At 52.8% G+C, this 19,997-nt stretch carries 19 protein-coding genes; 3 read left to right on the top strand and 16 right to left on the bottom strand.

The genetic code is table 11. The features are described from left to right. Positions 1-19: 19 nt before the first annotated feature. From NSS64_RS11295 to NSS64_RS11250, 10 genes are all read right to left on the bottom strand, one after another. Complete coding sequence (locus NSS64_RS11295; protein ID WP_340993133.1) at positions 20-454, bottom strand: disulfide oxidoreductase; 435 nt, start codon at positions 452-454, stop codon at positions 20-22. After that, positions 451-1,215, bottom strand: coding sequence for a DsbA family protein (locus tag NSS64_RS11290; protein ID WP_340993134.1), 765 nt, complete (start codon positions 1,213-1,215; stop codon positions 451-453). Before NSS64_RS11290 ends, NSS64_RS11295 begins: the two co-directional genes overlap by 4 nt. Before the next feature lie 93 nt (positions 1,216-1,308). Next, a complete protein-coding gene (locus NSS64_RS11285; RefSeq protein ID WP_341140117.1) occupies positions 1,309-3,228 on the bottom strand; it encodes a sensor histidine kinase in 1,920 nt (639 codons plus the stop codon). A gap of 161 nt (positions 3,229-3,389) precedes the next feature. Then, positions 3,390-4,706: a hemolysin family protein gene (locus NSS64_RS11280; protein WP_341140116.1), complete on the bottom strand. Its 1,317-nt coding sequence runs from the start codon at positions 4,704-4,706 to the stop codon at positions 3,390-3,392. Positions 4,707-5,021: 315 nt separating this feature from the next. Next, a complete protein-coding gene (gene gerQ, locus NSS64_RS11275; protein WP_341142799.1) occupies positions 5,022-5,423 on the bottom strand; it encodes a spore coat protein GerQ in 402 nt (133 codons plus the stop codon). A 174-nt stretch (positions 5,424-5,597) separates the two neighbouring features. After that, complete coding sequence (locus NSS64_RS11270) at positions 5,598-6,020, bottom strand: cell wall hydrolase (RefSeq protein ID WP_340940390.1); 423 nt, start codon at positions 6,018-6,020, stop codon at positions 5,598-5,600. Between the two features lie 239 nt (positions 6,021-6,259). Next, positions 6,260-6,658, bottom strand: a complete 399-nt coding sequence (locus NSS64_RS11265; RefSeq protein WP_076079279.1) for a DUF2500 domain-containing protein — start codon at positions 6,656-6,658, stop codon at positions 6,260-6,262. A 174-nt stretch (positions 6,659-6,832) separates the two neighbouring features. Then, entirely contained in the window at positions 6,833-7,009 is a 177-nt protein-coding gene (locus NSS64_RS11260) for a hypothetical protein (RefSeq protein WP_179090460.1), read from the bottom strand. Positions 7,010-7,238: 229 nt separating this feature from the next. After that, positions 7,239-8,486, bottom strand: a complete 1,248-nt coding sequence (locus NSS64_RS11255; protein ID WP_340993136.1) for a WD40/YVTN/BNR-like repeat-containing protein — start codon at positions 8,484-8,486, stop codon at positions 7,239-7,241. 85 nt (positions 8,487-8,571) lie between these two features. Continuing rightward, positions 8,572-9,957 (bottom strand): APC family permease, encoded by a 1,386-nt coding sequence (locus tag NSS64_RS11250; RefSeq protein ID WP_340940383.1) that lies wholly within the window; start codon positions 9,955-9,957, stop codon positions 8,572-8,574. Positions 9,958-10,156: 199 nt separating this feature from the next. Between NSS64_RS11250 and NSS64_RS11245 the strand changes: the two genes are divergently transcribed. Then, positions 10,157-11,080 carry an L-lactate dehydrogenase gene (locus tag NSS64_RS11245; RefSeq protein ID WP_340940382.1) on the top strand — a complete coding sequence of 308 codons (924 nt, stop codon included), beginning with the start codon at positions 10,157-10,159 and terminating at the stop codon, positions 11,078-11,080. 282 nt (positions 11,081-11,362) lie between these two features. Here the strand turns inward: NSS64_RS11245 and NSS64_RS11240 are convergent, their stop codons facing one another. Further along, positions 11,363-12,292 carry a tyrosine-type recombinase/integrase gene (locus NSS64_RS11240; protein ID WP_340940380.1) on the bottom strand — a complete coding sequence of 310 codons (930 nt, stop codon included), beginning with the start codon at positions 12,290-12,292 and terminating at the stop codon, positions 11,363-11,365. Positions 12,293-12,326: 34 nt separating this feature from the next. Next, complete coding sequence (locus NSS64_RS11235) at positions 12,327-13,226, bottom strand: LysR family transcriptional regulator (protein ID WP_341140115.1); 900 nt, start codon at positions 13,224-13,226, stop codon at positions 12,327-12,329. A gap of 120 nt (positions 13,227-13,346) precedes the next feature. Between NSS64_RS11235 and NSS64_RS11230 the strand changes: the two genes are divergently transcribed. Then, entirely contained in the window at positions 13,347-14,621 is a 1,275-nt protein-coding gene (locus NSS64_RS11230; protein WP_341140114.1) for an APC family permease, read from the top strand. A gap of 321 nt (positions 14,622-14,942) precedes the next feature. Here NSS64_RS11230 and NSS64_RS11225 read toward each other — a convergent pair whose 3' ends face one another. Together NSS64_RS11225 and NSS64_RS11220 are read right to left on the bottom strand one after the other, a co-directional pair. Continuing rightward, positions 14,943-16,322, bottom strand: a complete 1,380-nt coding sequence (locus NSS64_RS11225) for a DUF4179 domain-containing protein (RefSeq protein WP_341140113.1) — start codon at positions 16,320-16,322, stop codon at positions 14,943-14,945. Continuing rightward, positions 16,319-16,855, bottom strand: coding sequence for an RNA polymerase sigma factor (locus NSS64_RS11220; RefSeq protein ID WP_341140112.1), 537 nt, complete (start codon positions 16,853-16,855; stop codon positions 16,319-16,321). The genes NSS64_RS11225 and NSS64_RS11220 overlap by 4 nt, the downstream gene beginning before the upstream one ends. A gap of 137 nt (positions 16,856-16,992) precedes the next feature. On the opposite strand from NSS64_RS11220, the gene NSS64_RS11215 reads away from it, so the two are divergent. After that, positions 16,993-17,943: an alpha/beta hydrolase gene (locus NSS64_RS11215; RefSeq protein ID WP_340940368.1), complete on the top strand. Its 951-nt coding sequence runs from the start codon at positions 16,993-16,995 to the stop codon at positions 17,941-17,943. A gap of 140 nt (positions 17,944-18,083) precedes the next feature. Here the strand turns inward: NSS64_RS11215 and NSS64_RS11210 are convergent, their stop codons facing one another. Then, the gene (locus NSS64_RS11210) at positions 18,084-18,440 is read right to left on the bottom strand and encodes a hypothetical protein (protein ID WP_051478104.1); all 357 of its coding nucleotides are present in this window, start codon (positions 18,438-18,440) and stop codon (positions 18,084-18,086) included. A gap of 121 nt (positions 18,441-18,561) precedes the next feature. After that, positions 18,562-19,782: an aminotransferase class I/II-fold pyridoxal phosphate-dependent enzyme gene (locus NSS64_RS11205; protein ID WP_341140111.1), complete on the bottom strand. Its 1,221-nt coding sequence runs from the start codon at positions 19,780-19,782 to the stop codon at positions 18,562-18,564. Between the last annotated feature and the right edge of the window lie 215 nt (positions 19,783-19,997).

Below are 19,997 nucleotides of genomic sequence, written 5' to 3'. Positions count from 1 at the left end.
CCTTCTGCCCGTCAGCTTCTTACTCAGCAGGCTCTTCTTTGCGTCCTGTCCAGAGCAGAATGGAGATTAAGGCAAAGGCTATAAGTGCAAGCAAAGGGACTGTTACAAAACCGAACCAATTCAGATAATCCTTATTGCATGGTACGCCGATGGTACAGGGAAGCACCTTGCTGAGCGCCGGAATTTTCTGCTCCGCATAATGATAAATCGAGATGCAGCCGCCGATTAGGCTGAGCGGAAGCACATAAGGAATGATCCGCTTGTCCGCCCGGTAGGTGGCAATTCCCAGCAGGAACAGCTGCGGGTACATGAAGATCCGCTGGAACCAGCACAGCCTGCACGGTTCGTAATGCAGGACCTCACTGAGATACAGGCTTCCCGCTACAGCCACCACACAGACGAACCAGGCCAAGTAGAGACAGTTACGCCGGCAGAAGGCAGAGAAGGCGGTCATTGGGCGGCCCCTGCTCCCGCTGCTGCTGTTGCTGCCTGAATCTGGGCGTCAATCGCCTCCATATTGAAAGGCTCATTCACCTTGATTCCGTTCACGAACAAGGATGGCGTATTCGTTACACCCGCATCCGTGCCCACCTGAATATCCCGCTCCAGCTCATTTACATAAGTACGCTCGTCAATGTCCTTGCGCAGCAGGTCATAATCCACCGGCAGCTCCAGCTGCTTGGCGAGACTCACCAGGAAGTCAGGCGTAGCCCATTCCTCCTCTTCATTCCCCTGATTGGCATAGATCGCATCGAAGTACTTCCAGAATGCTTCCTGGTTCTGATGATACACCGATAGGGCTGCCAGGGAGGCCGTTCTCGAATCCTTGCCGATGAAGGCCAGATTCACGAAATAGAAGGCTGCTTTATTCTGATCTACATAGCCCTGAACGATCTGCGGCTTGATGACACCGGTGAACTGGGCGCATGCCGGACATTTGAAATCGCCGAATTCCACAATTTTGACCGGAGCATCCTCCTTGCCCAGCCGCATCATTTCACTGTAATTGAAGGCAACAGGCTTGCTGTCTGAGCCTGCAGGCGAAGAATCCTTGGAAGCAAGCATGAATAAGCCTACAAAAATAATAATGACGATGGCCACCGTACTCACGATCAGAATTCTCGTTTTCTGCTTCTGCTGCTCCTGCTCTGCCCTGCGCTTCTCCTGCTTGCTCATCTGGGGAGCCGTGACATTGTTCTTTTTTGTTTTGCTCAAAGAGAGTTCCTTTCCGTCCTCAGGACTATCGTGATAAAAGAATAGTTACTTTCAAATTATATAATGTTAACTCTCTTGTTGGCAATCGCTGTCTTATACGGCTTCATTCTCGTCTGCTGACTCCCCTTCCCCTGTATCCTTGCCGAAAAATACCTCCGGGGAATGCTCCTGCGACTGCAGCTTAATTCTGAAGAAGAATTGTGTGCCGCCCCCTTCTGCCGGTTCTGCCCAGATTTCTCCTTGCATCAGGTCCACCAGCTTCTTGCAGATCGCCAGGCCCAGACCCGTGCCGGGGTACTTGCGGGTATGCGACCCGTCCACCTGCGAGAAGGACTGGAAGAGCAGCTGCAGCTTATCCGGTGAGATGCCAATGCCGGTGTCGCGTACCATGAATTGCAGCGCCTGAGCGGTCTCCCTGACGCCATAGGACTCCACTTTAACCGTTACCGTGCCGGATGGCGTGAATTTCACCGCATTGCCGATCAGGTTGATGAGAATCTGGCGGATACGCGCAGCATCCCCGGTGAACTTGTCGGGAAGTCCCTCCTCGATCAGAAGCTCAAGAGATAACGGCTTGTCTTGTGTGCTCACCATGAACAGGTCCATACAGCCCTGGAGCAGCGCCTTCAGCCCGAAAGTATCCTTGTTCAGTGAGAGGCCATCCGCCTCCAGCCGGGAGATATCGAGAATATCGCTCATCACATGCAGCAGAGCGTGGCTGCTTGTACTCTGAAGCCGCAGGAGCTCCAGATGCTCAGGATTGCTGATCTCCTCGGACAGCAGCTGGTTGACACCGATAATGCCGTTCAGCGGCGTGCGGATCTCATGGCTCATGGTGGCGAGGAACTCGCTTTTCATCGTCACAGCACTCTCCGCGGCATCCCTGGCCTCCAGCAGCTCATACTGATACTTCATCAGGGCAGTCACATCCTCGGCCACAATATAGACCCACTGCTCCGTATGATGCAGCAAAGGAAAGACAGTGACACTACAGATCAGCTGCTCCCCGCCTTTGCTCCGGACCTTCAGCTCCAGCTTGGAGGACTGCCCCCGTGAAGCGCGCGTTATGGCATCCCGTACGGCCGCTTCATCCCGTTCGCTGTATAGTATCGCCTTATAATTCCCCAGTTCTTCGCTGCTATATCCGGTAATGTCCCGCAGAGCAGGATTAGCACTGATTATCTTCTTACGAGCAGGATCAATGCAGATCACCATATCAGGATTATGCTCGAACAGCGCAGTATACCGCTGCTCATTGAAGGCAGCTGACTGGAGTACCCGCTGCCGGTCCCTGTACAACAGGGCAAGGACGATCGACACAATAAACAGAAAGGAGCCGCAGAGGATCATTCCCAGTATCGAATCCTGCAAATAGAGCACATGCGCGGCTGCACTGGACGGTTCTCCTAGAGGGAAGGAAGCGCCCGCCATGGCAGCGTAATGGATGCCTGTGAACGCGCCGGTCAGGGTCAGGACAAGCAGCAGCTTTTTGAAGCTGAACATATTGTAGGCCTGCTCCAGCCACTTCGGATCGTAGGATGCGGTGATCACCGGGATGATCAGGGCGAACAATACCGCCAGAATAATGGAAAAGGCGCCTTGCTCATACGTTGCCGTAAGTCTCATCGACAGAATGCCGCTGAAATGCATAATCAGGATGCCGCTGCTGAACAAGAGGCCGCCCAGAGCCAGATAGACCCTGCTGCGGGTCTGCGGGTTATTCAGCATAGCTAACAGCATATAAGAAGCTGCTACGGGAATTACTAGAGAGAACGCCAGTAGTGGCAGATTATACGATACCGGAACGGCCATATCCATTGCGCGCATCCCGATGAAATGCATGCTCCACAGGCCTGTGCCAAGCACCAGGGAGATGAGCAGGATGAACCGGGAGCTCCGCTGGCCGCGAAGCAGACGTTCCGTCAGATCGAGCGCCGTGAAGCAGGAGAGAAAGGCTATCGCAACCGACAAGAGGACAAGCAGATCATTGTAATTGTTGTGAGGATGTTCCAACGCTCCCGCCCCTTTCTTGAATCGGATATATTACATGTATTTACACTTCCTTACCCGCCTTAAATCCGGCCGAATCGGAGACAGGTCAGAACTATTCGTCCTTATAATGACAAAAAAGCACAGCGCTGTAGTAGCGCCATGCTTATATTGTATGCAGCAGCTTATGCTCCGGCTTCTTCCGTCAATAACTGCAGCTTCAGCAGCTTGATCCGGGAAATCCGCTTATTATCGGTTTCTTCGACCACGAATAAATGATTGTCGAACTCAATGGACTGGCCCTTTTGCGGCGGATTGACCTCCAGCTTGGAATACAGCCAGCCGCCGATCGTATCATAATCATCAGTCTCCATATGGATTCCGAGCTTGTCGTTAATCTCTTCAATCAGCATCAGTCCGTCAACGGAGAACTCATCCTCTCCCAGCTTCTCAATGCCGGGCCGCTCCTCGTCGAACTCATCCTGAATCTCACCGACAATCTCTTCCATAATATCCTCCAGTGTAACCATCCCCGAGGTACCGCCGTACTCATCAATAAGAATGGCGATCTGGGTCTTGGCACGCTGCATGACCTTCAGGAGACTGCTGATCTGAATCGATTCCGGTACCGTCAATATCGGACGGATCAATTCATTATAGCTCGGCGCCTTCTCCCGGATCATATCCTTAATATGAATGAAGCCAAGAATATGGTCCTTGTCTCCGTCACAGACCGGATACCGGGTTCTCATTCCATCGAAGGCAATCTCCAGATTCTCCTCCGTCTCCAGATGCGTGTTCAGACAGATCATCTCGGTACGCGGAATCATAATCTCCCGGGCCATCGTGTCCGCAAATCCAAAAATATTATCCACCAGCGTCATTTCTGTGTTGTCGATGAGGCCGCTTTTGTTACTCTCCTGCATCAGGATGCGGATTTCTTCCTCCGTATGCGCAGTAGCCAGCTCGGAAGCCGGTGTCAGACGGAAGATCCGCAGCAGTCCCCGGGCCAGCCCGTTAACGACCCAGATGAATGGAAACATGATCCGGTAGAAAACGTTCATCGGTCCCGCAGTTAACAGAAGCACCGCCTCAGCCTTATTCACAGCAATGGTCTTCGGTGCAAGCTCGCCGAGTACGATATGGAGAACCGTGATGAACATGAAGGCAATAATCAGGGAGATGACAAATACAGTAGTATCATCAAAGCCCAGTCCCCTGACCAGCGGCCCCACAATCGTGGCCACGGCCGGTTCACCGAGCCAGCCCAGTGCAAGTGAAGCAAGGGTTACCCCAAGCTGGCAGGCCGACAGGAAGCCATCCAGATTATGGACGATGTTCCTTGCGGCCAGCGCTCTCTTGCTGCCTTCCTCAATCAGCGATTCAATGCGCCCGCTGCGCACCTTCACCATCGCGTACTCCACCGAAACGAAAAAACCGTTAAGCAGCACCAGCAAAATAATAAGTCCTACATGTAATATACCGGGTAAAGGGTCGCTCAATTTATACTCCTATCCACCGTAACCTGTACGGCTGGATAGGCCCACCTCCTTCGTTTGCTCAAAATGTCAGACTCGATTACGCCAAACGAACCCTTGCGTATCAATTCCCCAATGCCCTCATCTCCTATACAAAATCACGGATTATAAATAATACTTTCATTATATAAATATATTAGGTGAAACAGCAAGCATGCGTGTCCCCTCGAAAAATACAGCATATGTACGTACGGGAGCATAAGTAACGGCTGACCGCCTCAAACCAAGGCGGACAGCCGTTTTTGGATGATTCTATGGATAAATGGCCGGAAAAGCGGATTAACAGTTGCGCACTCCAAGCGGATTCCCGACAACGCCCGGATATTGATAGACAAGCGGCTCTTCGAAAGTAGCGTAATCAAAGTTAACCATCAGCAGCACCACCCGCTGTCCGGTAGCCCGGTCGCTGATAATCAGGTGGTCACGGCCCGCAGCTTCCAGCACCCCGGTATAGACCTTGGCATTCCAGTCCTTGTTGTTCTCATATGTGAAATAGAAGGTGCCTACCTTGCCCAGGTTCAGGCGGAAAATGTTCTCCACGTAGGACTGTTCAAACACAGGTGCGGCTGTGGAGACCACCGTACCGCCAGGCATCATGGGACTGCCGCTGCTGACCTGAGGCGGCATAGCGGCCATGTTCCCCATGTTCCCCATGTTCCCCATGTTCCCCATGTTCCCCATTTTCCCCATATTCCCGATGTGCCCCATGTTGTTCATGTTATTCATGTTCTCCATATTATTCATATTGTTCATGCTGCCTGCTGGATTGCTGCCCATCATATAAGGAACTGGGCGGTACGGTTGAACGATCATGTACGAATTACCTCCTAAATTGTAATAATGATTCTGTCCTGCTTAGTATACTGCCGGACAATCTCCCTGTGTCGGAGTGAAGAAGCAGTGAGCCTTGTAGCGTCCCGTATTCTGCTGATTGTACCAGGTCCCCGGACAGTCGCCGACAGGGCGGAAGAACCAGAGCGCATTCGAGGCCGGCCAGGTTCGCTCCCCGGCAATCGCACGTTTCGCCAGCCGGATATCGGCTTCCCGCGCCCGTTGATAGAAGTATCCCTTCTGCGGGGCTTCGAAGCCGCCGGGGCTCTGGTACACCATGTCGTTCACACTGCGGATGTTGTTGAAATCCAGACAATTGCCAAGAATCCGGTTCACGCCGACATTGCCGACCATCAGCATGCCTGACTCTCCATCCTCTTCAGCCTCTGCCCGCATCAGCCGTGCAAGCACTCTTACGTCCTCCGAGTTTGTTTTGATGACAGCCACGCGTTCTCCTCCTTACATTCATTTCATTGACGGGTGAAGCTATGCAGACTATGTGATTCTCCGTTGTTCTTTTGCTGCTCGCTGTATTGTATGTGTATTCGCCCAGGAGGTGACAGTCTGCGCCCAATTTGCTGTTTCCTCTTCTTCCGTCTCTATGCCGGATACACGCAAAAAACCCCTTGCTCCACAGTGGGAACCAAGGGGGTCCTATCACCATCTATAATACATTGCCATCTTAGCTACTCCGCCGTGGAGTAGTGAGGACGCCGCTGAAAGCCATGATACCGTGTCCCCTGATACGTCAGTATGCCTTGATCCCCCTCAGCGCTCATCCCGTATTCCTGTCCCTCCACCTTGAATTCCCTGCGCACCCCATCCTCAGCTTCATAGGTCAGATAGTAGGTGGTGCTGGTCCGGCTGGAGAGACTATCCTCCTGGGACTGCTGCTGGCGCACTTCGGTCCGCTTGCTCACGATACGGGCGGGAATGGACTGCAGGGGGGCATTATTGTTCCGGCTCCACTGAAGCAATCCCCGGCCAGCAGATACAGCGATGATCCCCACGACCAGAGCGAGAAAGACCGGCAATACCGTTCCTGTAAAATCGAACAGCCAGGATGGATCACTCCCCGTTCCCATTGTCTCTTCCCCCTTATTCCCAAGTAGTTAGCACACCTGCCTCTATAGGCTTCTCTACATGTATATGCCTCTTGTCTGTCTGGCAGCACCGGTACACACGGCAAAAAGACCATTCAGGCTCCGGTACTTCCGGGAACTTAAATGGTCTTCTATAATACCCGATTGGCGGTTACATTAAGCATGTACGAGGTCTAAGAGTTGTCTGGTTTCGTTCGTTTCTTCCGGCATCATGCCGTTCTCTGCCCAGCAGGCTTTGCATTGTTCTTCAGTCTGGCACAGATGAGCGTCATCACAGTTGTAGCACAGTTGCATCAGGTTTCTAGTCATATAATCCGTTTCAAAAGTTGTCATTGTAATCTCTCCTCTTCGGGTTGGAAGTTTGTTTGAAAGTTTGTGAAAAAAGTAACTTGTTCTCTATGTGTTAAATATATCACAGGATTCAAAATTTGTCATGTGATTTATTTCACATTTTTAAAGAAAATTTTAAATAAGATTTTTCCTTATATTGTAGAGGCCTTTAAACAGATTTAATGTGAAAAAAAGAGGCTGTCCGTCAGAACGGACAACCTCTTGTACAGTATTACATTACACGCCAGCTCTCGCCGCCGTTAGTGGTCTGAAGCAGGATCGACTTGCGGTCCTCCTCCTTCGAGATCAGCAGCCAGCCGACATCACTTGAAATGAACTGCAGCTTCACTACCTCCGGATACTCCAGGAGCTTGGATTGAAGTACCGTGCTGGCCGGGAGGGCCGTCCAGGTCACTCCTTGATTCACCGTCTTATAGAGCAGATTACCTTCCAGCGACCAGCCTGTCATAGAATTCAGGAAGTCAGGTGCCACATTCCGGTTCATGCCGGACAGCGCCGGCCGTCCGAATGTGGTGAATTTCCAGTTCTCTCCCCCATTGGCGGTAAAATAGCCGTTAAAGGTCATGCTGCCTTCCTTTTCCTTCTGACAGCCGACCGGCATCCAGCCCCCCGCTGCATGTTCTCCGAAGAATTCAGGGACACCCGTAACCACCCGGTCACATCCGGCAAAGCTGTCATTGACCAGGAATTCCGAACCCGATACCCAGGTCGCTCCTCCGTCTCTGGTCATATAAATCTTGGGCAGAGCGCCGGTCTGCAGCATAACAAACCCCCGGCTCTCGTCATTAAAGATCATCCCGGTCGTTACCCCCGCATGCGGAATGGAACTAGTCGGCAGATTCGGATTATACTGCTCATTCTGCATCACCAGATTCCAGGTGGCTCCGCCATCCTTGGTAGCGTACAAGGCTTTGCTCTCTTTGGTCGCACTTGCATCCCACTTGGTCATCAGCCAGCCGCTGCGGCTAGAGCTGAAATAGATGGAGGACAGCTTGTTGGAATCGGGGAACGCTGAGATCTGCCAGCTGTGTCCACCGTCTGTGGTACGCAGCACAACGGTCTCGGTGGAGCCGAACGAGCTGCGGATGATCCAGCCATGCTCGGGGTCGGTGAAAAAAATCTCTTTGCCGTAGACCGGATTGCTTAGAAATTGTACATTCGTAGCTGGAGAGATATTCGCCCAGGTCTTGCCGTTATTGAGCGTCATGTACATTCGAAGCTCGTTGCGCGTTACCCCCCAGGCTAGTCCTGCTGAGGGGTTGAGCAGCCGGAAATCGGTCAGCCGTGTCTGAATCTGGTATTTCTTTGCATTTTCGGGTTCGACATTCTTGTTATCCGGGGTAATGACTGTAATCATCTGCCCTTCTTCCGGCGCTTCAGTCGGCTGAGGAGGCCGGGTAGCCTCCGGCGGAGGGGCGGACGAGCAAGCCGAGAGAATCAGCAGAGTCATAAGAAGCATCAACGCCACTCTTAGAACCTTGGAACATGAAGCTTTGGCTGACAATGCTCTCTCTCCTTTTCTACATTAATGAGTATTTAAAAGATTATTTCTTCGTATTCAGATTACTGCGTTTGTAGCCGTACAATGAGTAAATTACCAGTCCGAACGCAACCCAGATGATGAAGCCAATCCAGGTCTCTCTGCCGAGATTATACATTAAGTAGCCGCAGGCTGCCGCACTAAGGAGTGGAACCAGCGGAACCCAAGGAACCCGGAAGCCTCTGCGGAGATCTGTCTTCGTCCGGCGGAGCATAATGACCCCGAGAGATACAACCAGGAAGGCAAATAAGGTGCCGATACTCGTCAGATTCGCCAGCCTGTCCAGCGGTACGAAGCCGGTAAGCACAGCGATCAGGCTGCCCACCATCCAGGTACTGCGCACCGGGGTATGCGTTGTGGCGCTAACCTTGGACAAGCTCTTCGGCAGCAGGCCGTCTCGCGAGATAGCGAACAGCAAGCGGGTCTGGCCAAACAGCATAACCAGCAGAACGGTCGTCATTCCGGCAATCGCCCCGATGGAGATCAGTCCGGCAATCATATTCTGGCCCACGAACCGCAGCGCAAAGGATACCGGATCGCTGACATTCAGGCTCTGATAAGGCACAATGCCCGTCAGGACCAAGGATACGGCGATATATAAAACTGTACAGATAGCAAGGGATGAGATAATCCCGATTGGAAGATCGCGCTGCGGACGCTTCACTTCTTCTGCGGCGGTTGAAATGGCATCAAAGCCGATATAGGCAAAAAATACAGTGGCCGCGCCGTTCATCACGCCATGAATCCCGAACGGCAGGAAGGGCGTCCAGTTCTCCGGCTTCACATAGAAAATACCGGTGATGATGAACAGCAGCACCACGGATATCTTGATGGCGACCATCACTGCGTTGAAGCGGGCGGTCTCCTTGACCCCCCGTGTCAGCAGATAGGAGATCAGCAGGATAATGATGACGGCAGGCAGATTGATGAATGTTCCCTTATCCGCATTATACGCTCCAGACAAAGCTGTGGGCAAATGTATCCCGAAGCCCTCCAGCAGACCCTGGAAATATCCGGACCACCCGCTGCTTACCGCTGCTGCGGCAACCCCGTATTCCAGGACAAGGTCCCAGCCGAGAACCCAGGCGAGCAATTCGCCAAATGCTACATAGCTGTAGGCATAGGCACTGCCGGATACCGGCAGGGTCGATGCAAATTCAGAGTAGCACAAGGCGGACAGCACACAGGCAATCCCCGCGATGATGAAGGACAGCACCAGCCCCGGTCCGGCATGCTCCGCAGCAGCCACACCTGTCATTACAAAGATCCCGGTGCCGATGATGGCTCCTACCCCAAGCATCGTCAAATCCAAGGCGCCCAGTGTCTTGCTAAGCTTCTCCGCTCCGGCATTCTGGGGAATAGCCAGCGGTTTTTTGCGGAATAAATCCATACTTCAGTTCGCTCCTGTCAAGTGGTTGAGTGGATAACAGAAAAATCGTTGTTAGCTTACCCTATTTCGGGTAATGGATGAAATACGGACAGCTTGAAAACACTATCCCTAGCGATTATGATGGATAAGATTGGACAGCAAGTGGAATGGCTCTGCCTTCCTTATATTACCAAAATACAAATGCTGGAGGAGATTTAACATGGCCCCATTTAAGCCCAATCGTGTTGTAGTCATCGGTACCGGTGCAGTCGGAACCACTACAGCCTATACGCTGCTGCTGCGTAAGCGCATGCCCGAGCTTGTACTGATCGATGTGAACCACCAGAAGGCGCTTGGTGAAGCGCTGGATATGAACCATGGTATGCCTTTTGTAGGAGGCGTGAAGCTTTGGGCCGGTACCTATGAGGATTGCCGCGAAGCCGACATTATTATCGTCACTGCCGGAGCCTCCCAGAAGCCTGGTGAAACCCGGATCGACCTGCTCCGCAAGAACATCTCGATCTTCAAAGATATCATCCAGAAAATCACGAAATACAACCATCACGCGATCCTGCTGATTGCGACCAATCCGGTCGATATCCTGGCGTACGCCACCCTGAAGATCAGCGGCTTCGACCGCAGACGGGTTATCGGCTCAGGAACGGTACTGGACAGTGCCCGCTTCCGTTACCTGATCGGGAAGCACAAGGAGATTGACCCGCGCAGCATCCATGGACAGATCATCGGGGAGCATGGCGATTCCGAGCTGCCGGTCTGGAGTCTCGCCAATGTCGCCGGGATTGATCTGGGCTTCGATGAAGACGAACGCAAAGAAATCTTCGAGGATACGAAGAATGCCGCTTACGAGATTATCGATGCCAAGGGATCGACCTCCTACGCCATCGCGCTTGCACTGGACCGCATTGTATCGTCCATCCTGAACAATGAAGGCTCCGTTCTGAATGTATCTACATTACTGAACAACTACAACGGAGTCTCTGATGTGTTCCTCGGCGCTCCGTGTGTTGTGGACCGCTCCGGTGTGCGTGAGGTGCTTGATCTTCCGCTCAGCGAAGAAGAACAGAGCTTATTCCAGCAGTCCGCTGACAAGCTCAAGAGTGAAATCGCCAAGCTGGAGCTATAATTCCAGCCGGAATGAGCCGGCCGCCAATCCGCAGGGATTGGCGGCCTTTTTTTTGAAATCTAAGCATTGAAATCTAAGCATCCAAGCATTTACAAGCCGCGAAGACGCGTTAAGCGGCTAAAGCGAATGTTGCGGTTGATTTCATGCCCCCGTTTTTCCCTTTCTCATGGTAGCAATTCAGAGACAAGTTGTCATCATAAAAATGCACATTCCATGTAATTTATGCGTTAGGGTTTGAACAAAAGTTCATAGTTCAAGTGATAATATTGCTAGACAGACGGATTACAGGCTGCCGCTCAGCTTATCAGCACTGCTGATTTGCAGTCTGGACATCGCCTCTTCCTTCTCCCGGCTCGTGATATGCGTATAGACTGTAGTTGTCTGAATGGAAGAGTGACCCAGCAGCTCCTGCACCGTCCGCAGATCCGCGCCCTTGCGCAGCAGCATAGTGGCGAATGAATGCCGCAGCTTATGGCTCGAATAGGCACGCTGCTGGGAAGAGGGCAGCTCACTCTGGAAGCGGCTGAAGGTATCCGCAGCAATGCCCTGAATTCCCCGGATCGACAGTCTGCGGCCCTTCTGCGAGATGAACATGGCCTCTTCTTTGCTGCGCCAAGGGACCAGCCGGTCCGCAATCGCCTGATCGAGATACGGGGCTACATCCTCCGGAACCGGTATGCCCCGCCATTTGCGCCCTTTGCCGAAGACCCGCAGCGTGCGCCGGTCTACATTATAATCACTCAGATTCAGCGTATGTACTTCCCCTACCCGCAGCCCCATATAGGACATAAGCAGGAAGACCGCCAGATTGCGGCTTCTGTACTTGCCGTCCACCGCCGACAGGAACCGCCCCAGCTCTTGCTCCTCCAGATAGACCGGCTCACGGTTTTTGTCGGTCTTGGATTTCTTGATCCCTGCCGCCGGGTTAATAGATAACAGCTCCAGCTCGGACAGTGCCTTGAACAGACAGTTAACCGAGGCGTGCTTGCGGTTACGGGTGGCATCGCTGACTCCCCGCTCACGGACCGAGGTCAGGTAGGACACCACATGCAGCTTCTTAACCGCTCCCAGCTCCTTGCCGTTCAGATGGTCCAGGAATTCCCGCACATCAGCAAGGTAGGATTTCTGGGTATGTGCTGTATAACCAGCGTCCTTCATCCAGATCAGGAAGGCCTCCAGCTCTTCTTCGTATGTTAGTTCCAGCTCATTCATGATCTGTCCCTCCCTCTTAAGTACAACTATTATATCATTCTTCCGCAGTAGCTTCCCTCCATCCGGCGGCATGCTTCCCTACCATTCTGAGGAATTCACTGAGCGCAGGAGACTTCCATTTCTTGTTATGGTAAGCGATCTGGGTGGCCACCCGCTGCGACTGGTCATTCCAGTTCAGCCGGCCCAGCTTGCCTTCCGCCAGCTCGCGCTTCACCGTAATCTGCGGCAGAAAAGAGAGACCGAGTCCGGCCATCACGCACTGCTTGATTGCTTCAATGCTCCAGAACTCCAGGCTCGGATCAGGAAACACACCGTGGCTGTTCAGATGACGTTCAAACAAGGTGCGGTAGGTGCAGCCCGCTTCGGTATGCAGAATCGTTACGTTCTTCAGCTGATACGGCTCCACTTCAGCAAGCTCCAGCAGCGGATGATCCAGCGGAGCCACCAGAGCCATGGCTTCATGGATCAGCGTCTCACAGTGCATATCCTTATACTCTGTTTCCGGCTGCAGCAGGAAGGCCAGGGAGCGGATGAATTCGGTCAGCTCCCAGCAGGCCCCCGGCTTAAGGGTAATCTGCACCTGCGGATACCGGCTGCGGAAATCCTTGATAATTCCCGGAAGCCGGAAGGCCGCCAGGGATTCCGGTGCACCAATCCGCAGCGAACCGGCGATTTCGGTCTCAGACCGGAGGGCATTCTCAGCCATCGTGTGCATCTTGGAGATTTCCTGGGCATACGGCAGCAGGCGGCGGCCTGCATCCGTGAGCATAATCTTTTTGCTGATCCGGTCGAACAGCGGCTGCCCCAGCTCTGCTTCCAGAGCCTGAATCTGTGCGGTAATGCTGGACTGGGCATAATCCAGCTTCTGCGCAGCGCGGGTAAAGCTTCCGGTCTCTACCACAACGAGAAAGGTGAACAGATGCTTCGATTCCATAGCGGACCTTCCTTTGATCCATCGGTTTTTTGAATGAATGTTATTTGATAATTCCGTTTTTCCAATGGATCTATTATCTGATACTCTAGAACTAAATACAAGGAAAGCGGGATTATACATATGAAGAAACACACCTCGTTACAACGTACCATCGGCATGCCTCAGGCCATTGCCTTATACATCGGGGCTGTCCTCGGTTCGGGGGTATTAATTGTCCCCGGGCTGGCAGCCGAGATGGCTGGCCCAGCTTCGCTGCTGGCCTGGGGCTTCATGACCCTGCTCATTCTTCCGCTTGCCTTATCCATGGGCCTGCTCTCTGCCAAGTTCCCTAACGCCGGGGGCGTCTCCCACTTCGTTACTCTAGCCTTCGGGCCGAAGGCCGGGGCCCTTGTCGGCTGGTTCTTCCTGATGTCCGTTCCGATCGGCGCACCAGTCGCTGCATTGACCGGTGCAGGATACATGACGGCAGCGATGGGCTGGGGCGATCCGGCCAGAATCGCCCTTGCCGCCGGGATGCTGGTGATCGGACTCCTAACGAACTGGATGGGTATGCAGGTCGCCGGTAAAGTGCAAATTGCTGTGGTGATCGCTATTATTGCCGTACTGGTCTTCTCTTTTGCCGCTGCGCTTCCGGGGATGGAGCGTGCCCACTTCACTCCGTTTGCGCCGCATGGCTGGATGAGTGTCGGGCAGGCGGCCGCTATCCTCTTCTGGTGCTTCATCGGCTGGGAAGCTGTCTCGCATCTGTCCGAAGAATTCAAGGAACCTGAGCGGGCTGCAGTCAAGGGTGTGACTATCGCTGCTGTAATTGTCGGCGTCCTGTATTTCCTCTCGGCACTTGCTACCGTAGGTACGCAGAGCTATCTGCACGGCGGGGCAGATAGCTCCCTGCTCTGGATCATCAGCCAGCCGCTTGGGGTATGGGGCGGGTTCATCGCCGGACTCACCGGTCTCTTCATCTGCACGGCGACGATCATTGCCTATGCTGGCGCGGCTTCACGCGTGGCGTATGCGTTGTCCCGGCAAGGCTATGCTCCCGGCTGGATGGGCCTTGTATCTAATCGGTATCAGACGCCTGTAGGGGCCATCGGCTTCCTGGCGCTCTGCTTCACCTTGATATTATCGCTCTACGGCAGCGGGGCGCTCTCGATTACGACACTGATCACCTTCCCTAATGCCACCTTCATTCTTACCTATATTGGGGGCTGCGCAGCCGGAATCCGCCTCTTGCGCGGTAGCCGTGCAGGCGTAACGATCAGCTTCATTTCTTTTGCCGCTACACTGGCCGTGTTCCCGTTCACAGGCTGGGCGATTCTGTACCCGCTGCTGATTACAGTGTTGTTTGCCGGAGTGGACTATTGGAGATACGGGGCAAGGCGTGTGGGGAAGCGGTGAGGGGATTTTAAGTTGGACTCGAAGGTACTATCAATACCACATACTTATGAGCTGGACTCGAAGCTTGGTCGTCGCTGCGGTGAACATTTGGCCCTCCGCTTCTTTTTGCTTTTCGTTATTTCTTAAGTGCATTAAACAAAGTCACCTGTGGGCTGTGCTTCCATCCCGTGTACCTGCATGCCTGCACATTGTCTTACATCTGGCCTGCACGCCTCCGCACTGCCCAATGTGTTCGTAAAATTCTTCTACAACCGCAAACAGGCCACGCCATCCATAACAGGACGGCGCGGCCTTTCTTTTATAAGCGTTGAATTTCAGCAGCTATTGGGTCCACTCAATTGGAATGCGAAGACGGAACTGTTGTATATCCTTCGTATAAGTGAAGGAATTAGCCACAATTTCGAGCTTATCGGATGGCTGCACCGGCGGGAAAATCAGCTTAAAGGCTAATTTATCCCGGCTAATGCGCACCGGCTGTCCTTTGGGGAAGATCGGATGATCCTTGTTCTGCTCCTCTTCTAACCGAAGCGGGGTATTCTGGCTCATGACCTGACTTGCCTCATAATATACAACCGTCTGCTTCTCCTCATAATCAACGGAAGTTATCTTCACTGTTCCTCCTTCATTGCCCTTCAACGTTATAGGGTAAGATCCATTCAGGCGCTGACGGTCCTCCGCTTGCTTCACTGCTCCATTCTCCAACGGTTCAGTAACGATCAAGGTCACATAGGCCGGCTTAGGATTGAGCGCTGTCAGCGGTGAGAAGTTGAAATAATAGTAGTCATTGGTTGCACCTCCTCCCTGATCTGTATACAAGGTTCCTATATCATCCTGGAGTATAACGTTCAGCTTCTCACGGGGGTATATATTCCGCATAATCACTTGTGTATTGACTGGACCAAGAGTCAGCTTCTCAAGCGTATATAATGACTTCCTGTAAGTGAAATTCAGATCTTTCGGATACACCGTGGAAGTCAGCGCCTTACTCTTGCTTGCATCCAGCGGAATGGTGAGATCCCAAATTCCTTTGGTAGCTCCGATTGTATTAATGGTCATATCCAGTGTTAACTGACCGGGCAGATCCTTATCTCCAAAAGATTGCCGGGTGGTCCCTATGAAGGTGTGGTCTCCTGTAATCGTAAAATCATGTGTATAAATAGACTGCGGTTCATGGCCTCTCAGATGTAGTTCATAGTAGACCTCCGCGTCCTTCTCTGAAATCGGCGGTGAGGATGCCGGATAAGTCACTTCGTAATTAAGTACCAGTTGAATACCGTCATAATACACCTCTGCCATCTCAAAAGTGATCCCCTGATCCTTGGCCTCAAGGCCCACGGGACTGCTAAGCTGCTTCTGCTCAATAACTTTGAGGTTTGCTGTGTACGCACCTTTAGCATACAAATAATCGAAGAACGGAATGACACGCAGCGCTTCAGCAACCGGAGGCGAGACGAATCCGATCCCAATAATGGATCCGGCTGTAACAGCTAGCGCAGCTGTGGCGCCGATGACCCACTTCCTGTACGATGATAACCGGTGTCTGTATCTTGGGGCTTTCCCTACTCCTCCAGTATGTAGCTGCCACAATTCATCAAAATCAACAGAAGAAGGCATACTGTGTATCATGTGTTCCGCTTCCTTTTGTAATTGTGCGGTTACTGCTCCGGATTCAACATCCAGCCTGTCCTTAGCTGTCGTCATTTCAGTCCCTCCTTCATCATCAGCACACCGGGGTCAAGCTCGCCGCATTCTCTCAGCTTGCGCAGTGCCGCATGAAGCCTGGATTTGCAGGTTCCCAGCGGAATGCTTAATACCTCTGCGGTCTCAGGTAGCGATAATCCGGCATAATAGTGCAGGGTGATTACTTCGCGCAGCTTCGCGGACAGATGGCTGACCGCCTGCCATAATTCCAGCTGATTCTCACTATGCAGGGCGAAGCTCTCGGCGGATTGCTCTTTTCCCTCTATAGGAACGCCCGCCAGGAGTTGTATCCAGGTCTTCCTGCGTAACAGGTTACGGGACGTATTGACGGCAATCCGGTACAGCCAAGGCCGAAGCGGCCTGGAGGGATCGTACAAATGATATTTTGCAAAGGCACGCAGAAAAGTCTCCTGGGTAATATCATCGGCCAGCACCCGCTGCTTGGTCATCATAAGGGCAATCCCATAAATATAAGCGGAGTGTGCTTCAAACATGTCCTTGGCCTGCTGCTCTGTGATGGGATAATTCTTCAACGCTCGCTTCCCCCCTTTCTTACTGGATATACGCTTTGACCCGGGCGATCCGTTCGCTTTACGTTTCAGAAACTTGTCAGGCGGTTATGGATGAGGATAGCTTGACCTAATCTGCTAGAAGAAGGAGACTGTATCCTATGTCTGATCATAAAAGAGTTATTCTTGAACCTGCAGCTCAGAAATTTGCCGATGATAATGCCAAGCCTCCCTTCCTGCCCGATCTGGGTCCGGAAAAAGGCCGCGAAACGGTCAACACCGTCCAGGCTGGCGATATCGAAAAACCCGAGGCAGATCTTCAGGATCTGACCGTAGCCGGCGGCCCCGGCGGTGAAGTGAAGGTCCGCATTGTCCGTCCGGTAGGCACCTCCGGCACTTCCTTGCCGGTCATTCTCTACATTCATGGAGCAGGCTGGGTATTCGGCAACAGTCACACCCATGACCGGCTCATCCGCGAGCTGACTGTGGGTACGGGCGCTGCCGTGGTATTCCCGGAATACAGCCTGTCTCCGGAAGCCAAATATCCTACGGCCATTGAAGAAATCTATGCGGTACTGGAATGGATCGCCAGTGAGGGCTCCACGTATGGACTCGACGCCTCCAGGCTGAGTGTCGCTGGGGACAGCGTCGGCGGTAACATGACTGCTGCCATCACCCTAATGGCCAAAGAACGCAGCGGTCCTGCTATCTCTAAGCAATTACTTTTCTATCCGGTTACGGACGCATCCTTCGATACGGAATCTTATCATCAGTTCGCAGAAGGATATTTCCTCCAGCGCGAAGGCATGAAATGGTTCTGGGATCAATATACCACCGATCCTGAGGAGCGGGCACAGATTACGGCCTCTCCGCTGCGGGCCAGTCTGGACCAGCTTAGCGGTCTGCCGGAAGCCTTGATTATCACCGGTGAAGCCGATGTGCTTCGTGATGAAGGAGAGGCCTATGCGAATAAGCTTCGCGAAGCAGGCGTTCCCGTTACGGCTGTGCGCTTCCAGGGCATTATCCACGATTTCGTGATGCTGAACGCGCTGGCAGACACTAAGGCTAACCAAGGGGCTTTGCTGCTGGCAACGGCTTGGTTGAAGCACTAAGTCCCTGGAATATAACTATGTAAAAATAATACAAGCCCGTACCGGTGAATTCCAGTGCGGGCTTGCTTACATATATGAGGTTGCCGGAACCTGCAGCAGTGCGGTTTAGACTACCTGCCTCAAACCAACCTGCGGTCCATCTATTTCCGCTGGGAATAGAACTCCGCTGCTTTGATCAGCATATCCTTCAGTGAACCGAAGGAAGTAGTCTTCGCTACATGCTCATCAAGCTGATCCGACGGGAGCGATTTTATCTCCTCTGCTGATCCGGCAGAGAAACCCCCTTTTTGCAGCAGATCCTTCAAGGACTCGAACGGAGTGAACTTTTGCAGAAAAGAACTAGATAGCAGTTGCTCCAGCGGCAGCTTCTGAAGCAGTTGCTCGACAGGCAGCTTGTCTAGCGGTAATTTCTGCAGCAGCTCGTAGGCACGGCCTTCTTTGAGGGAACCGACTACTCCTTGTATTTTATCGCCTAATCCTCCAATGTTAAATCCCATAAGGTCAACCTCCTGAAAATCTGTAGTTGATCCTTATTACCCCGAATTCAGATCAGCGAATTACATTGGTTGACATAATGTTGATTATGTTACTCAATGGCACTTCTCACATCTCACATCCTCATCTCCCCGAACGCAGAAACTTCCCGATCCTCCGGGCAGCTTCCAGCAGACGTTCTTCCTCCTCTACCAGTGCAATTCGCACATACCCTTCCCCCTGGCTGCCAAAAGCATCTCCCGGAATGACCGCTACTCCGGTTCTCAGCAGCAGGTCATGCGCGAAGCGGCGCGAACTTCCGGCTTCACCCCTACTCCCATAGGTATCCGGCAGCCTCGCCCAAATAAACATAGTAGCTTCCGGCGAGGGCACCGCCCACCCTTCAAGATGCAGCGCCTTTACCAGAAGATTCCGCCGCCGCTCATACAGCTCAGCCACCCCTTGGTCCGGCCCAGAGTTCATCGCTTGCTCCAGCGCCACAACCGCCGCTTCTTGAATCGGCTCGAAGACGCCGTAATCGACATTGCTTTTCAGCTCCCGCAGCGCCCCGACGGCCTGAGCATTGCCCGTCATGAAGCCGATGCGGCAGCCGGCCATGTTGAAGCTTTTGGAGAAGGAATGAAATTCAACGGCGGTGTCCCGCGCCCCAGGTACCTGGAGGATGCTGATCGGCCGGTATCCATCGAAGCCCATCTCTGAATACGCCAGATCATGCACGACCAGCACCTCCCACTTACGGGCAAGCTCCACGAGCCGTTCCATATAAGCCAGATCCACAGTAACCGAAATCGGATTGCCGGGAAAGCTGAGCAGAATAAAAGCTGCTTCCCGCCAGACCTCATCAGGAATTCGCTCCAGATCCGGCCGGAACGCATTCTCCTCCAGGAGTGGCAGCGGCCAAGACCTAACCCCTGCTATTGCGAGCGCCCCTGAATAAATGGGATAACCGGGGTTCGGCACAATCGCCAGATCACCAGGATTGCAGATGGCCAGGGCCAGATGCGAGAGTCCGTCCTGTGAGCCCATCAGGGACACGATTTCCTCCTCCGGATCTACCTCCGCGCCGAAACGCCACTGCATCCATCTCGCCGCCTGATTGCGCAGCGCTGCACTTCCCTTGGACGACGGATACGCATAGCTATCCTCCCGCAGTACTGCTTCACTTAATACCTGACGGATCTCGGGCAAAGGCGCCCGGTCCGGACTGCCGATTCCAAGATCGATAATGTTAAGTCCCGCTTGCCGGGCTTCTGACTTCCATGCCGCCACCTCGGCGAAGATGGATGATCCCAGATGAGACAGCTTGTCTGATCTCCATTTATGCTGCTTGCTGCTATGAATCAATGGACTCCCTCCAACGAATGTTTTTTCCAATAGTATAGCATGGGTCAGGAGCCTCGAAGCAGAGAAAGAACAGACGAATGCTCGAAATGGGCATTAATTCCATTATTAATATATTATTCTACTAAAATCACTCTATTTAAGGTGATAACTAGTGCGGGAATTGATATAAAAGTTGATCTGAAGTGAAACAGCGTATAATTTAAGTTATACGCTGT

The sequence above is a fragment of the Paenibacillus sp. FSL H8-0122 genome (assembly GCF_038005345.1).
In the GTDB taxonomy this organism is placed as follows: domain Bacteria; phylum Bacillota; class Bacilli; order Paenibacillales; family Paenibacillaceae; genus Paenibacillus_AQ.
This window is presented reverse-complemented; position numbering and strand designations above follow the sequence as displayed.

What these genes read in the sequence shown, in the direction of transcription:
- gerQ (WP_341142799.1), bottom strand. Translation starts at nt 5,423, where the DNA reads ATGGGGAACATGGGGAACATGGGGAACATGGGGAACATGGGGAACATG.
- NSS64_RS11240 (WP_340940380.1), bottom strand. Translation starts at nt 12,292, where the DNA reads ATGAATGAGCTGGAACTAACATACGAAGAAGAGCTGGAGGCCTTCCTG.
- NSS64_RS11215 (WP_340940368.1), top strand. Translation starts at nt 16,993, where the DNA reads ATGTCTGATCATAAAAGAGTTATTCTTGAACCTGCAGCTCAGAAATTT.
- NSS64_RS11210 (WP_051478104.1), bottom strand. Translation starts at nt 18,440, where the DNA reads ATGGGATTTAACATTGGAGGATTAGGCGATAAAATACAAGGAGTAGTC.
- NSS64_RS11230 (WP_341140114.1), top strand. Translation starts at nt 13,347, where the DNA reads ATGAAGAAACACACCTCGTTACAACGTACCATCGGCATGCCTCAGGCC.
- NSS64_RS11265 (WP_076079279.1), bottom strand. Translation starts at nt 6,658, where the DNA reads ATGGGAACGGGGAGTGATCCATCCTGGCTGTTCGATTTTACAGGAACG.
- NSS64_RS11225 (WP_341140113.1), bottom strand. Translation starts at nt 16,322, where the DNA reads ATGACGACAGCTAAGGACAGGCTGGATGTTGAATCCGGAGCAGTAACC.
- NSS64_RS11255 (WP_340993136.1), bottom strand. Translation starts at nt 8,486, where the DNA reads ATGCTTCTTATGACTCTGCTGATTCTCTCGGCTTGCTCGTCCGCCCCT.
- NSS64_RS11235 (WP_341140115.1), bottom strand. Translation starts at nt 13,226, where the DNA reads ATGGAATCGAAGCATCTGTTCACCTTTCTCGTTGTGGTAGAGACCGGA.
- NSS64_RS11295 (WP_340993133.1), bottom strand. Translation starts at nt 454, where the DNA reads ATGACCGCCTTCTCTGCCTTCTGCCGGCGTAACTGTCTCTACTTGGCC.
- NSS64_RS11260 (WP_179090460.1), bottom strand. Translation starts at nt 7,009, where the DNA reads ATGACAACTTTTGAAACGGATTATATGACTAGAAACCTGATGCAACTG.
- NSS64_RS11250 (WP_340940383.1), bottom strand. Translation starts at nt 9,957, where the DNA reads ATGGATTTATTCCGCAAAAAACCGCTGGCTATTCCCCAGAATGCCGGA.
- NSS64_RS11245 (WP_340940382.1), top strand. Translation starts at nt 10,157, where the DNA reads ATGGCCCCATTTAAGCCCAATCGTGTTGTAGTCATCGGTACCGGTGCA.